At 29.2% G+C, this 16,407-nt stretch carries 8 protein-coding genes, 2 riboswitches and 1 other annotated feature; of the genes, 7 read left to right on the forward strand and 1 reads right to left on the reverse strand.

The genetic code is table 11. The features are described 5' to 3' along the window. Positions 1-151: 151 nt before the first annotated feature. The 6 genes from NSA50_RS05330 to NSA50_RS05355 all read left to right on the forward strand — a co-directional run bounded on the left by NSA50_RS05330 (position 152) and on the right by NSA50_RS05355 (position 6,026). Complete coding sequence (locus NSA50_RS05330; protein WP_257443534.1) at positions 152-1,159, forward strand: homoserine dehydrogenase; 1,008 nt, start codon at positions 152-154, stop codon at positions 1,157-1,159. A 172-nt stretch (positions 1,160-1,331) separates the two neighbouring features. Continuing rightward, positions 1,332-1,916, forward strand: a complete 585-nt coding sequence (locus NSA50_RS05335; RefSeq protein WP_195429971.1) for a 5-formyltetrahydrofolate cyclo-ligase — start codon at positions 1,332-1,334, stop codon at positions 1,914-1,916. A gap of 46 nt (positions 1,917-1,962) precedes the next feature. Continuing rightward, a riboswitch (SAM riboswitch) is annotated at positions 1,963-2,081 on the forward strand. A 117-nt stretch (positions 2,082-2,198) separates the two neighbouring features. After that, positions 2,199-3,482 carry an O-acetylhomoserine aminocarboxypropyltransferase/cysteine synthase family protein gene (locus NSA50_RS05340; RefSeq protein WP_195266100.1) on the forward strand — a complete coding sequence of 428 codons (1,284 nt, stop codon included), beginning with the start codon at positions 2,199-2,201 and terminating at the stop codon, positions 3,480-3,482. Positions 3,483-4,098: 616 nt separating this feature from the next. Next, a complete protein-coding gene (locus NSA50_RS05345) occupies positions 4,099-4,878 on the forward strand; it encodes a ZIP family metal transporter (RefSeq protein WP_257443538.1) in 780 nt (259 codons plus the stop codon). 279 nt (positions 4,879-5,157) lie between these two features. Continuing rightward, complete coding sequence (locus tag NSA50_RS05350; protein ID WP_195429968.1) at positions 5,158-5,340, forward strand: hypothetical protein; 183 nt, start codon at positions 5,158-5,160, stop codon at positions 5,338-5,340. A 125-nt stretch (positions 5,341-5,465) separates the two neighbouring features. After that, the gene (locus NSA50_RS05355; RefSeq protein WP_195429967.1) at positions 5,466-6,026 is read left to right on the forward strand and encodes a sugar O-acetyltransferase; all 561 of its coding nucleotides are present in this window, start codon (positions 5,466-5,468) and stop codon (positions 6,024-6,026) included. A 239-nt stretch (positions 6,027-6,265) separates the two neighbouring features. On the opposite strand, the gene thrS is transcribed toward NSA50_RS05355, so the two are convergent. Continuing rightward, positions 6,266-8,203 (reverse strand): threonine--tRNA ligase, encoded by a 1,938-nt coding sequence (gene thrS, locus NSA50_RS05360; protein ID WP_195429966.1) that lies wholly within the window; start codon positions 8,201-8,203, stop codon positions 6,266-6,268. 63 nt (positions 8,204-8,266) lie between these two features. After that, positions 8,267-8,479: a binding site (T-box leader), on the reverse strand. A gap of 217 nt (positions 8,480-8,696) precedes the next feature. Then, positions 8,697-8,780, forward strand: a riboswitch (cyclic di-GMP riboswitch). A 156-nt stretch (positions 8,781-8,936) separates the two neighbouring features. Here thrS and NSA50_RS05365 point away from each other — a divergent pair. Then, positions 8,937-16,247 carry an NPCBM/NEW2 domain-containing protein gene (locus tag NSA50_RS05365; RefSeq protein ID WP_195429965.1) on the forward strand — a complete coding sequence of 2,437 codons (7,311 nt, stop codon included), beginning with the start codon at positions 8,937-8,939 and terminating at the stop codon, positions 16,245-16,247. Positions 16,248-16,407 lie beyond the last annotated feature (160 nt).

Raw genomic sequence — 16,407 nt, forward strand, 5'->3', positions numbered from 1 at the left:
TTAATAAATTAGTTTAAAAATAAATCTTTTGTTAGATATGTATAAGTTTAATTATGTCTAGGTAAATCTTTGGAGTAGGCAAACTTGTATATATCTATTTTTTTATCTAAAACGAATAATATATTATAATAGTATAAAGGGGGAAGAGAATATGGAAATAGCTATAATAGGTTTTGGTGGAGTTAGTAAGGCTTTAATAAAACTATTAAATGATAAAAAGAAATATTTATACAATCTAGGAACTGATATAAAGGTTAAATATATAATAAAAAGTAATGGTGGAATTTATAATAATTTAGGAATAAATTTAAAAGAAATTATAAACAATAATTACAATTTAAATATTGAAGACTTTGAATTTAAGGAAGATATAAATATTAATACAATAATAAAAAATAAAGATATAGATATACTTGTAGAATTGACTAGTACTAATATAGAAACAGGTGAACCTGGTTTAACTCATATAAGTTTAGCCTTAAAAAACTCTATTAATGTAGTAACAGGGAATAAGGGGCCAATACTTTTACAATATAATAACTTAAAAAGGTTAGCCGATAAAAATAATGTAAAGCTTGGTATAGGCTGTACAACTGGTGGAGCACTTCCATCTATAAATGTTGGAACATTTGATATAGCTGGAGCAGAAGTATTATCTATTGAAGGGATTTTAAACGGGACAAGTAATTATATTTTAACTGAAATGTATGAAAATGAAGTTGATTATAGTGGAGCATTGAACAAAGCAATATGTTTAGGAATAGCAGAAGCAAATTATAAGTTAGATGTAGAGGGATATGATACTGCATCAAAAATTTTAATATTAGCCAATGTTATTATGAATTCTTGCTTAACCATTGATGATATTGAAATAGAAGGAATAAGTTTGTTAGGTAAACACTTAATAATAAATGAAAAGAATAAAGATAATAAAATTAAGTTAATAGGGCGAGTATATAAAGAAAATAATAAAATAAAAGCATACGTAAAACCTGAGATAATAGATAAAAGTCATCCTTTATATTTTGTAGATGGTAAAAATAAAGGTGTGCTTTATAAGACTGATACTTTAGGGGACATTAGTGTAATTGGTGGTGCATCAGGAACAACAAATGCAGCTGCATCTATATTAAGAGACATAATAAATATAAATTGCTAATATAAGGGATACGATAAACTAGATATGTTCCATAAGATAAATAGCTGTGCAGGCATTGAATATTTAGTGAAGCTAGCTGAACTTAGTATAAAAATCGTAAAGTTAATAAATGTAATTAAGTTTAATTCGCAAAATATAACAAAGTAGCTAAAAATATATTTAGGAGAGAATTATGAATAAAGAAGAAAAGAGAGTTTTAAGAAATAAAATTTTAGAAATAAGAGATTCACTAGATAACAGTAAAAAAGAGATAATGGATACTAAGATATTTAATGAGTTAATAAATACAGAACTATATAAAAAAGCTAGTAATATATTTATTTACATAAGTTTTAGCAATGAAATAAATACAATAAATATAATAGAAAAGGCTTTTGAAGATAGAAAGAACGTTTTTATTCCTAAAGTATATAAAGATGAGAAATCTATGAAGGCAATAAAATTAAATTCTTTTGATGAGTTAAAGAAAAACTCAATGGGAATTTTAGAACCAATAGATGATTCTGATTATATTGAAAAAGAAAATATAGATTTAATAGTAGTACCTGGGGTTGTTTTTGATAATGAGTGTAACAGAATAGGATATGGTGGAGGATATTACGATAGATATTTAAATGAGATAAAATCTAAAGAAAATAAGATAGCATTAGCATATGATTTACAAGTAGTTGATAAAATAGAATGTGAAGCACATGATATTAAAGTAGACTATATAATCACGAATACTAGAATTATAAAAAATACAAATAATGGTTGAAATTTGGAAAATGTAGTGTATAATATATTATAATTAAATAAAAAAGACTTTATTAAGAATGGTGGAGGGACTGGCCCTGTGAAGCCTAGCAACCTACTGAGTATAAAATTATTTATAAATTAGTGTGGTGCTAAATCCTGCAAGCTGATGCTTGGCAAATGAGGTGTTTCATTAATCGTATTAGTGAATAGTTTAGTATATTTAGGTTGCTTCTTATTTTGAAGTAACTTTTTTTATTTTATAAAAAGCAATAAGCAATAATATTAAAAGGGGGATTTCAATATGGTAGGAAAGTGGAAAAAGGGAACAATATGCATTCAAGGAGGATATATACCAAAGGCTGGGGAACCTAGGGTATTACCAATATTTCAAAGTGCAACTTATAAGTATGATGATCCAGATAACTTAGAAAATCTATTTAACTTAGAAGCAGAGGGGCATTTATATAGTAGAATATCTAATCCTACAGTTTGTGCATTGGAAGAGAAGTTTGCTAAACTTCAAGGAGGAGTTGGAGCAGTAGCTGCATCCTCAGGGCAAGCTGCAGTATTATATTCAATATTAAATATATGTAAGGTTGGGGATCATATAATATCAGCATCATCTTTATATGGTGGAACAGTTAATTTATTTACAGTTAATCTTAAAAAAATGGGGATAGAGGTAACATTTGTTGACCCAGAAGCAAGTAAAGAAGAAATTATTTCATGTGCAAATGAAAATACTAAAGCAATATATGGGGAGACAATTGGTAATCCAGGACTAAATATATTAGATTTTGAGAAGTTTTCAGAGGTCGCAAAGGAATTAAAGATTCCATTTATAGTGGATAATACTGTAGGAACCCCATACTTATGCAATCCATTTGACCATGGAGCAAATATTGTAGTACATTCAACTACAAAATATGCAGATGGACATGCACAAAGCATTGGAGGAATAGTAGTTGATGGAGGAAACTTTGATTGGGCAAATGGAAATTTTGAAGAATTTACATTACCAGATCCAAGTTATCATGGATTAAAATATGTAGAATCATTTGGCAATGCAGCATATATAACAAAGCTAAGAGTTACATTAGGACGAGATATTGGGGCATGTCAAAGTCCATTTAATGCTTATTTAACTAATTTAGGGTTAGAAACTCTTCATTTAAGAATGGAAAGACACTCACAAAATGCTTTAGAGTTAGCAAAATGGTTAGAAAAACATCCTAAAATAAATTGGGTTAACTATCCATATCTTGAAACTAGCTCACAATACGATAGAGCAAAAAAGTATTTAAATGGTGGAGGAAGTGGATTATTAACTTTTGGAATAAAGGGAGATATAGAGGCAGCAAAGAAATTTACAAAATCATTAAATTTAGTAGCATTAGTAGTCACTTTAGGAGATGTTAGAAGCTGTATTTTACATCCAGCAACCACTACACATAGTCAATTATCGAAGGAAGAACAAATAGCAAGTGGAGTAACACCAGATTTAATGAGAGTTTCAATTGGAGTTGAGGATATAAGAGATATAATTGCAGATTTTGAACAGGCACTAGATTCAATTAACGGTTAATAATAAATAATTAAAGATTTAATAAGTAATAATATTTTTGTTAAAAGCTACTATTTTAAATTGATTTTAGAAAATAGTAGCTTTTAATTATTAGTTTTAGTTTTTAGAATAATATGCAAATTAAATAAAATATATTAAGTGGAAATATGTTAAAATATACTTGGGTATAATAAATATTAGTAGGTAATCAATTATATAGCGAGTTCATTAAAAGTATGACTTGTATTTTAGGTATATAAATATTATTTATAGTTGCTTGTAGAAATGTGATAGGTGAAAAAAGAAGGGCATTTTAATAATAAATGGAATTTAGTTTCTTAAGATAAGATAGAAAATGAAACTAATAACAAAAATAATGACCAAGCGGTAAATAATGACCAAGCTATAAATTATAAATAATGATAATTATATTAGAAAGTAAAATAAACAAGCTTATATAGATGAAGTAAAGCAAATTGAAATTAGACATAAAAAAGTCAAGCCACAGATTATGGGTTGGAAGATTAAATAATTGCTTAATGATATGGGAGAAAGAGTTTGATAGAAAGCATTAAGGAAAGATATTATGAGTTAGTTAATTAATAGATAAAATAATATTTATACAGGAGGAGTGGAAATGAATATTTTAATTGGTATATTAATACCATTTTTAGGAACGTCTCTAGGTGCGGCGTGTGTTTATACAATGAAAAAAGAAATGAATAAAATGGTTAATAAAATACTTCTTGGTTTTGCATCAGGAGTTATGATGGCAGCAGCTGTATGGTCATTAATTATACCTTCTATAGATATGTCTCAAGGCATGGGGAAATTATCGTTTATTCCGGCAGCAGTAGGAGTACTTGCAGGAATTTTATTTTTATATTCTTTGGATAAAATAATTCCACATATGCACGTAGATAGTAGAAATGAAGAAGGAACAAAGAAATATAAATTAAGTAAAACTACAAAACTTGTACTGTCAGTAGTAATTCATAATATTCCAGAGGGGATGGCAATAGGAATTGTTTTTGCAACAGTTATGAATCAAGGGGGAGGGATAACTCTTGCATCAGCACTTGCTCTTTCTATAGGAATAGCAATTCAAAACTTTCCAGAAGGGGCAATAATATCAATGCCGCTTAAAAGTGAAGGATTAAGTAAAAATAAATCTTTTATTTATGGGGTTTTATCTGGAATAGTAGAACCAATAGCAGCAGTACTTACAATAATATTTTCAAGTGTTATTACTCCAATGATGCCATATCTTCTTTCATTTGCTGCAGGAGCTATGATTTTTGTTGTGGTAGAGGAATTAATACCAGAAGCAGCAGAAGATAATTTTTCGGATATTAGTGCAATAGCTTTTTCTATAGGATTTGTAATTATGATGATTTTAGATGTAGCATTATCCTAATTTAAGAAAAGGATAAATTATAGAATAAAAATGAAAGTTTTGTATTAAAGTTTACAAGTTTAGTTAGCTTTTTATCTGTATTATGGATTGTGATATTATCCATAAGATTTAAATTAAGTAGAGTATATTTTGGCTTGTAAATAAATAATTTAATATTTGCTGTTGTTCATTATTTAAAGATTAATAGGGATAATTGCAAAGAAACTCTTTATAAAATATAATAGAACATGATAATTAAGACTTAGTAAACTAATTTACATTGATGTAAGGAGTGTATTTATGTTTAATAAAGAGGAACTTCAAATTCTTAATGAAGCTTTAAAGATGTATGAAGAAAAAACTACGAAGCAATTAGAATCTAGTGCTAATAATAAGGATAAGATGGTTGCTTATAATAGAAAGCAAAAGAAAATATGGTTACTTCAAAATAAGATGAAAAAGCTTATTGAAGAAAATAAGTAAAAGCCTTTTAGTAAAGGCTTTTTTTATTTTTATATAAAGTGATTTATCAGTTTAAAAATAGTAATATGATTATAAGATGTATTTTATATAAATAAATATGATATTTATGGTTGGGAGAGGATATTATGACTGAAAAGGAAAAGATGCTAAGGGGAGATTGGTATGTTTCTTTAGGAGATGAATTGTTTAATGATAGACAACATGCTAATGAAATTATGTTTGAATACAATTCACTACATCCAAAGGAGGTTGAAAAGAGAATGGACTTACTTAGAGGATTATTTGGTTATGCACCGAAAGAGTTCTTCATAGAGCAACCTTTTAGATGTGCTTATGGCTACAATATCTATTGGGGAGAAAATTCATTTGCAAATTACAATTGTACAATATTAGATTGTGGCAGAGTAACTATAGGAAAAAATGTTATGATTGGGCCTAATGTAAATATATTTACAGCTAATCATGCACTTTCACCTAAGGAGAGAATGGAAAATTTAGAATATGCGGACCCAGTAGAAATATGTGATGGAGTATGGATAGGAGGGGGAAGTACTATTAATCCAGGTGTAAGAATTGGAGAAAATTCAGTTATTGGATCTGGTAGTGTTGTAACTAAGAGTATTCCAGATAATGTACTAGCGGTTGGTAACCCATGTAGAGTTATAAGGGAATTAGACAAGGAGTAGTGATTCATAAAAAATATAAATATGAGAGATAGTTTATAGGAAATATAATAAAAATATGCAATGAAAGAATATTAAGTGAATAAAAGAAGTTCATAACTAAAAAATCATTATAAATAAAGAGAATCCTGAAAAATTTAAAATTTTTCAGGATTCTCTTCTAAAAACATTTAATTTCTAAAAATCCGACCAGAGGATTTTTTTTCACCATTCTACATTCTATATTATAAATTATACATTGATTATTTATCTTTATTAGCTATTTCAAGAATTAATCTGTTCTTTAATTCAGAAACTGAAATTGCACCTTCTTCTCCGTTCTTTCTGCTTCTTACTGAAGCTTCATTGTTAGCAGCTTCTTTTTCACCAACAACTAGGATGTAAGGTATTCTTTCAAGTCTAGCTTCTCTAATCTTATAACCGATTTTTTCTGCTCTATAGTCTGCAGAAATTCTTATTCCTGAATTTTTGAAGTCTTTAACTATTGATTCAGCATAGTCATTATATTTATCAGAAATAGGAAGAACTATTGCTTGAGTTGGAGCAAGCCAAGTTGGGAATGCACCAGCATATTTTTCAATAAGCATAGCTAAAGTTCTTTCATAACATCCAATTGATGATCTATGAATTATATATGGACGTTTTTTGTTACCATCTTTGTCTATATAAGTCATATCAAATCTTTCTGCAAGAGCAAAGTCAATTTGGATAGTTATTATTGTATCTTCTTTTCCATGAACATTCTTAAATTGGATATCAAGCTTTGGTCCATAGAATGCAGCTTCACCTTCAGCTTCAACATAATCAATTCCAAGGTGATCTAAGATACCTTTCATTAATACTTGAGTTTCTTCCCAAGCTTCTGGATTGTTTATATATTTATCAGTATTGTTTGGATCCCACTTAGAGAATCTAAATGATATATCTCCATCTATTCCTAAAGTAGACATTATATGATTTATTAATTCAACACAGCCCTTAAATTCTTCTTCAACTTGATCTGGTCTACAAACAATGTGTCCATCTGATAAAGTAAATTGTCTTATACGAATTAATCCATGCATTTCTCCAGATGCTTCATTTCTATATAAAGTAGAAGTTTCAGCATATCTTATAGGTAATTCTCTATAAGAGTGTTGTTCTGCATTATAAATTGTGTATTGGAAAGGACAAGTCATTGGTCTTAATGCCATGATTTCTGGGTCTTTTTCCTCGTCACCTAAAACAAACATACCATCTTTATAGTGATCCCAGTGTCCTGAAACTTTAAATAAGTCATTCTTAGACATTGAAGGAGTTTTTGTAAATACATAGCCTCTCTTTTCTTCTTCATCTTCAACCCATCTTTGTAGAAGTTGAACAATCTTAGCACCCTTAGGCATTATAAGAGGTAAACCTTGGCCTACTTTTTCATCAGTAGTGAAGATTTTAAGTTCTCTACCTAACTTATTATGGTCTCTCTTTTTAGCTTCTTCTAAAGCTTCTAAATGAGCATCCAAATCAGTTTTCTTTAAGAATGCAGTTCCATATACTCTTGAAAGCATTTTGTTCTTTTCATCACCTTTCCAGTAAGCACCTGCACTTCTAAGAAGCTTAATAGCTTTAACTGGTTTTAAAGAAATTAGGTGAGGACCAGCGCATAAATCTACAAAGTCACCCATTTTATAGAATGAAATAACTTCATCTTCTCCTAAATCATTAATTAATTCAACCTTATATGGTTCGTTAGCATCTTCCATAAGCTTTATAGCTTCAGCTCTTGGTAATTCAAATCTTTCAATTGAAGGATTTTCTTTTACTATTTTTCTCATTTCATCTTCTATTTTTACTAAATCATCAGAACTAAATGAGTTTTCTACATCAAAATCATAGTAGAAACCATCATTTATAGCAGGTCCTATAGCTAATTTAGCATTTGGATATAATCTTTTAACTGCATAAGCTAAAACGTGAGATACACTGTGTCTTAATGCATCTTTTCCTTCTTGTGAGTCAAATGTGCAAATAGCAAGTTCGCTATCTTCATTTACTGTATAACGTAAGTCAACAACCTTTCCATTAATTATTCCACAGCAAGCATTTCTAGCTAAGCCTTCACTAATTGATTTAGCTATATCTAAAACAGAAATACCAGCTTCAAATTCTTTTACTGATCCATCTTTTAAAGTAATTTTAATCATACTTATTACTCCCTCCGTAATTTAATTTAAAATAAAAAAACTCTCATCCCTTCTATGATAAATAGAAGGGACGAGAGTAAAAGTTCTAAACTTCCCGCGGTTCCACCCTTAATTGTCTATAATAAGACCTCTTAATATATCGTAACGTGATATTAAACGGACTTTATTAGAGTCACTCAGAGGTGGTCTTCAACTAGATTCAAATAAGATAATTTCACCAAGCTTATCTCTCTCTGAAAATGAAATTTAGTTTACTCTTCTCTTCAACGTATTAAAATATTTATAAATAATATTATAGTTATCTAATTAGTTAATGTCAATATAAAGAGATAATTAAAATAATTTACTTAAACTGGGGAAATAATAGGTTGAAATTATGAGAAAAAAGAAGAAAAATAGTAAGAATATTATAAAAATATATGGATGAATATGTATCTTTATGATAAAATAGTGATAATAAATTTAAAATATTTGAATTTATTTTAAAATTGTAAAATTAAATAGGCAAACTTAAAGAAATTTAAGGACGCAAAGCTATAGGGACTAAGGTGTATAACTATGTCAGCCAGTTGCCAAAGAGTACATTATACTTTTTGTTTCAAAGCTTAATTTTAAATATTACTTATTTTATTATAATAAATATTTAAAATTAAGATGTGTAAAGCTGCTCTTTTAGAGTAGCTTTTTTTAATGTACGTCTAAGGCTAGAATAAAACTAATCAGGGGGTAAATTATGAACAAGAAAAAAATAGCGGCTATAGTAGCAGCGGCATTGATAACTAATTTCTCTTCTCCAGCATTAGGGGTTTTAGCAGATGAGTTATCAAGAAATCAAACTTTAATAACAGAAGGAGCATCTATTAATGGATCGGCTCAAGCTATTATAAGTAAATTTAACTTATATAATAGCAATAATATTGAGGCTTATAATGAAGTATTCAAAATGGATAATCAAAATATTATATCTATAACTAATAATGGTGGTAGATATGCTAACTCAACTATTGATAAAGCTATAGATGGAGATTTTAATACACATTGGGAAACAGGAAAACCAAATACTTCTGAATTTGTCAATGAAGTAGTAGTTAAATTAAATGAAGTGACAACCTTAAACAGAATAGTATATGCAGCAAGGCAGTCATCAACTAAAGGTAAAGGTTTTGCTAAGGAAGTAGAAATATATGCATCTCTTACTGATGAAGAAGATGACTTTAGGCTAGTGAGTAGTGGAGAATATGCAGGTTCCACTGGAGATATAGTAGAGATTAAGTTTAATCCAACTGAATTTAAGAGAATAAAATTTAAGTTCAAAAAAGCGGATCAAAATTGGGCTTCAGCATCAGAATTTATGTTTTATAAACAAGATGTGGTAAGTGATAAAATGAAGAATTTATTTACTGACGATACAATGAGTCAAGTAAGTGAAGAGTTTAGTAATATAGAAAAGATAAGTGAGTTAGAAGAAGAAGCAAAAAATCATCCATTATATAGTCAATTCAAAGAGGATATAGAAAATGCAAAGTTAATTGTAGAAAATAAAGAAGTCAACTATATTGATGCTAAGGTATCTAAATTTAAGGATATGAATAGTGAGACACTTCCAATATATGACGACATTTATAAAGTGACTTCAAATAAAATAAAGTCAATAACTACAAATGGTGGTCAATATGCAGATAATTCAATAGATAAAGCAATTGATGGTGATGTAAATACAAAGTGGCATTCTGGAAAACAAAATAGTACAACCTTTACTAACGAAGTAATAATTGAGCTAAATGAACTGACGAAATTAAATAGAATAGTATATACTGCTCCTCGTGGATCTAATAGAGGGTTTGCAGAACAATTTGATATTTATGCATCAAGAACTTCTAAGGGCGATACATTTGAACTAGTATCTAGTGGTTCATCTAAAGTAACACAGGATTCTATAGAAATAAGGTTTAATCCTACTGAGTTTAGAAGAGTTAAATTTGTATTTAAAAAAGGATATGAGAATTGGGCTTGTGCTGCTGAGATTGGTTTATATACTCAAGATGAAATAGCAGAAAAAATAGATAGATTATTCACTGATGATACAATGAGCATTGTGAGTGAAGAATTTAATACATTAGAAAAAGTACAAGCATTAGAGGAAGAGGCTAAAAGTCATCCGTTTTATGAAGATTTTAAAGAGCATTTAGAAGATGCAAAAATGCTTTTACAAGAAAATCAAATTGAAGCTACAAAAGCAATTACAAAACAATTTAAATATTATTCTAACGAAGAATATTCAAATTTATTTAAAATGGACAATGAAAATATAAAGAGTATCCGTAATAATGCAGGTAATTATGGAAGTGCAGTAATAACAAATGCTGTTGACGGTAATTTAGATACATATTGGGAAACAAATAAATCAAATACGAATGATTTTACAAATGAAGTGGAAGTAGAATTTAAAGAAGCTGTTGAATTAAATAGAGTGGTTTATGGAGCAAGAAAGTCTGATAATAAGGGATTTGCTAAGGAATTTGAGATATATGCTTCTACAACATCCAAAGGAGATACTTATCAACTTGTAGCAACTGGAAGTCATAATAAAGTATCTGGATTAGTTGAGGCAAAATTTAATCCAACAGAATTTAAAAGAATAAAATTTAAATTTAAAAATTCGGATCAAAATTGGGCTACATTATCAGAAATAGCATTCTATAAACAAGATGTAGTAAGTGATAAAGTTGATAAGTTATTTACTAATGGATTAATGAATGAATTGTCAGAGGAATTTAATAGTATAGAAAAAATAAATGCATTTAAAGAAAGTGCAAAGAATCACCCTTTATATGAAGATTTTAAAGCTGATATAGAATTAGCTGAATCATTAATAGATAATCCAAGACAAGAATATGTTTTTGAATTGGAAATGAGAGGGGACTCTGTAATTGAGTCAGTGAAGAGAAAGATGTGGAGATTCCAAGATTGGCAAGTAACTGGATTATCCGCTAGGGCCGGAGATAAAATAAATGTATATGTTGATGTAGCAAAAGGAGAACCTACTCCAGTGTTACTATATAAACAATCATTAACACAACATGGGGGAGCAATAAGTTTTCAATTGCAACCTGGGAAAAATGAAATAACTATACCCGAAGTAAGTTATGAAAGTAATGGAATACCACAGAATGTTATTCAAGGTGGAGGGTTATATTTTACAAATTACAAAAGTAATAGTCAAACAAAAGCGCCAAAAGTAAGAATAGAAGGTGCAAGTAAGTACCCTGTATTTATCTTAGGAAAATCAGATGAAGCTGAAGTAATGAAAGAATTAGAAGAATATGTTGCTAAGATTAATGCAGATCCGGAGACTACTCCAAATATTTTTGCAGTTAGCTCTAATAAGTCACTAAGTTTTGTACAAGCTACTTATGCATTAAATTGGTATAACCAAAATAATAAAACTCCAAGATATACAGCAGAAGAATGGGATAGATATATATCTGATGCAATGAGATTTTGGGGATTTGATAATTCAAAGGAAATACATTCAGATTTTAACTTTAGGATAATGCCTATGGTTAAAAATCTTACTGGTGGAGCATTCATGAATGCAGCAAATGGTGTTATAGGGATAAGACCAGGTAACCAAAATGCTATACTTGGAGCAGCTAGAGGATGGGGAGTAGCTCATGAGCTAGGTCATAACTTTGATACAAATGGAAGAACTATAGTAGAAGTTACAAATAATATGATGCCACTATTCTTTGAATCACAATTTAAAACTAAAACAAGAATAAGTGAACAAAATATATGGGAAAATAACACTTATCCTAAGGTGTGTTTAGAGGACTATTCTAATAACCAATTATATGATACTGCTAATAGTACACATCTAGCTCAATTAGCTCCATTATGGCAGTTATATTTATATGATAATACTTTTTATGGAAAATTTGAGCAGCAATATAGAGAAAAGGACTTTAGAAATCAAAATAGGGAAGATATTTATAAATCATGGGTTGTAGCAGCATCAGATGCTATGAAATTAGATTTATCTGAATTCTTCGCTAGACACGGTATACGTATTGGTTCTGATGTTAAACAAGAACTATCAAAATATCCAAAGCCTGATAAGAAGATTTATTATTTAAATGATTTAGCAATGAATTATAAGGGAGATGGATTTACAGGAAGTGAAAAGGTATCCATAGCTAAGAGTCTATCGGGTGAAAACATGAAACTTTCTTTCTCAATAGATAAAGAGAATAAAGAAAATTTATTAGGATATGAAATACTAAAGGATGGTGAAATAATAGGATTCACTTCTACGAATACTTTTGTGGATACTAATACAGATATAACTAAGAATGCTAAATACGAAGTAGTACCTTATGATATTAATTTAGGTACAAGTGATTCTGTGTCAATAGAATCATTTTCACCTAGCATAAATATTCAACAAAACAAGATAACTCTAGAGTTAGGGGAAGAGTTCAATCCTCTAGATTATATAAAAGTATTAAGCTATGAAGGAAATGATATAATTTCTAATCTTGAAGTTGAACATAATGTAGATACTAGCCAAAAGGGAATATATAAAGTTAAATATACCGTAAGTGATGAAGGTATATCAGTAGAAAAGATTGTAGAAGTTGAAGTGGTAAGTGATTATGAGTATATATCTGATTCAGAGTGGTCATCTGTAGAAACACAATGGGGAACTCCAAGAAGAAATTCTAATATAAAAGGTCGAGTAAATGGGGAAGTAAAAGATTTTGAAAAAGGTTTTGGAATACATGCAAATGGTACAATAATTTATGATTTATCAGGTAAAGACTATGATAAATTTGAAGCTTTACTAGGAATTGATGCAGGAATATCACCACAAAATAATTCTAGTATAAAATTTGAAATACAAGGTGATGGTAAAGTTCTAGCTACTACAGAAGTTTTAAAACATGCTGATAATATGGCATATATAAATGTACCAGTTAAAGGTGTGGAGCAATTAGTAATAAAAGTTACTGATGCTGGAAATGGAAATACTTCAGATCATGCAGTAATAGCTAACCCTAAATTAACTACAAACAATGCTAAGCCTATTATAACTGCTAGTGATAAAGTATATAAAATAGGTGAAGCAGTAGACTTTAATGAAGGTATTAGTGCAGTGGATGCAGAAGATGGAGATTTAACTTCTAATATAGAAATAATATCGAATTCATATGAAGAAGGAAAAGTAGGAAGATTTGAAGCTATATATAGGGTAACAGATAGTGATAACAATACTACAGAAAAGAAATCATATATTACAGTATATGAAGATTACACAATAGTTAAATCAAAATATGGACAATATGATAATTTAAGTGAATACAACGAGCAATTTAAGATACCAGTAGCTTCAATAACTAATAATGGAGGAAGATACTCAAGTAGTCTTATAGATTATGCAATAGATAATAATCGTAATACACATTGGGAAACTGGAACGCCAAATAGTAGTTCATTTAAAAATGAAGTTATTTTTGACCTAGGTGAAACAACAGAAATAAGTAGAATGGCATATGCAGCAAGAAATGGTGGAAAAGGATTCGCTAGAATGTTTGAAGTTTATGTATCTACTGAAGCAGAAGGTGATGATTTTATACTAGCTGGTAAAGGTGAATATCGTGGTAATGTTAATGATGTTGTAGAATTTAAAATAGCTAAAACAAGTGCAAGAAGAGTAAAATTTAAGTTCATAGAAGCTAACCAGGATTGGGCTAGTATTGGAGAAATGTCTTTCTATAAGGAAGATATATTATCAGATAAGATAGAGAATTTATTTACTGATAACACGAAAACAGATGTTAGTGAAAGTTATAATACTTTAGAAAAGGTACAAGCTCTTAGAGAAGAGGTAAAAGACCATCCAGCAGTTAACTTGTTTGAAGAAGAGTTAAAGAAAGCTGAAGATATTATAATAGCTAAGTTCCCTATACTAAATGTAGAAGATATAACTTATGTTAAGTTAAATAGTGAATTTGATTTATCTTCAGGAGTTACAGCAAATGATCAAGAAGATGGTGATATAACTAGTTATGTTACAGTTAATAAAAACAGTTTCAATATAAATAAAACAGGTAAATATACATTAACTTATACAGTAGAAGATAGTGATGGTAATGTAGCAACTAAAGATAGAGATATCGTGGTATATAGTGAAAGCACATATTTATCCGATTTAGAGTGGGAATCAGCAGTATCTGGATGGAGGACTGTGAATAAAGATTCAGCAGTTAATTCAAGCAATAAAATAAAGCTTAAGGTTAATGGCGAGGTAAGAGAGTTTGATAAAGGTATAGGTGCTGCAACAAATGCTGAGATAATATATGAATTAGATGGGAATTATAGCAACTTCTCAACATATGTGGGTACTGATAAAAATTATAATGATAATAGAACTACAATAATATTTAGGATATTTGCAGATGGTGAGGAAGTTTATACCTCTGATGTAATAAGGAAAGATAGTGAAGCAGAGTTTGTAAATCTAGATGTAACTGGAGTAACAGAGCTTAAATTAGTAGCAGATGATGCTGATGGTAGTGGTCTTGGAGATTTTGCTTCTTGGGCAGATACTAAACTATATACAACAAATGCAAAACCAAAATTAACTATTCCAAAATCAATATCAACTAAAGTTGGTCAAGAAATAGATTTAAATCAGGAGTATAGCGCAATAGATTCAGAAGATGGAGATTTAACTTCTAATGTTGAAGTAACTGGTGAAGTAAACTTTAATAAGCCTGGAAAATATCCAATAAATTATAAAGTTATAGATAGTGATGGCAATGAGGTAGTTAAAACAAGAAATATAGCAGTAGTAAACATGGAAGACTATAAGTATTTAACAGAATATGATTGGAAATCTGCAAATTCAGGTTGGGGAACAGTTAGAAAAGATAATTCTGTAAGCAACAATAGATTAACTTTGACCAATGAAGAGGGACAATCTATTTCATACGATAGAGGAATAGGTACACATGCTACATCTACAATAATATATGATTTGAGTGATAAAGACTATGATTACTTTACTTCTTTTGTTGGGGTAGATAGAGCAATGTATGGAAGTGTTGGATCAATAAGTTTTGAAGTGTATGTAGATGGTGAAAAGAAATTTGATAGTGGATTAATGAACTCTAGAGCTCCTCAAAAATATGTGGAAATAGATATAAATGGGGCAAAAGAATTAAAACTTGTAGTAAAAGATGGTGGTAACGGAATTGCTTCAGATCACGCTACATGGGGAGATGCTAAGCTTCATTATGCAAACTCAGAATCTATAGATTATACAGAACTTTCTAAATCAGTTGAAAGTGCTAATGATATAGATAGAGAAGTTTATACTGAAGAAAGCTTAAGTATATTAGACCAAGCAATAGTAAAAGCAACAGAAATGATAGAAAATAAAGGGGTTACTTATCAAGAGATTCAATCAATGTTAGCTGAATTGAAAGATGCAGTTGATAATTTAGAAAGAATAGATTTAAATAAAATTATTGAAATTGAAGATAAGTATTTAAAACAAGATATTCAAAAGGCTCTTGGATTAAGCGGAGATATAACTTTAGGAGATATGTATAATCTTAGGTCTCTAAATTGCAGTAGCAGAAGAGTTACAAATTTAAAAGGGTTAGAATATGCTAAAAATTTAGAAGAACTTAATATAGAGCAAAATGAAGTAAGAGATTTATCACCTTTAAAGACATTAAAAAATCTTAGAGTGATAAATGCTAGACTGCAAATAATTGAAGCTGGAATGGCTACTGTAGAAAATAATAGACTTACACTTAAAGAAAGAGTAGTATCTAGAAATGGGGAGTTGTTGAACCCTAAAGAAATTATGGTGGGTACTGAAAAAGTAGATGTGGAAAATTCTATAGATGAAAATGGAAATATATCGATAGATACGTCTAAACTAAAAGTGGGGCTTTGTGGTATTTATATAACTTATGAAAATCAAGAAGATAACCATGAAGTTGGAGTACTTTATCTATTTAATGTATATTAATAGAAACAAAGTAGAAAAAATACGCGAAATGATAAGGCGGTAAAGCAAGAATATAAATTAGTAATCACTAAGAACTTTTGTATATTAAGGGCTTAGTGATTATTAAATTTATTAAAAGAATTAAAAAGATTATTAATCAATAATAATAACAAAATTTTAC

The organism is Clostridium mucosae (assembly GCF_024622765.1).
GTDB lineage: Bacteria > Bacillota > Clostridia > Clostridiales > Clostridiaceae > Clostridium.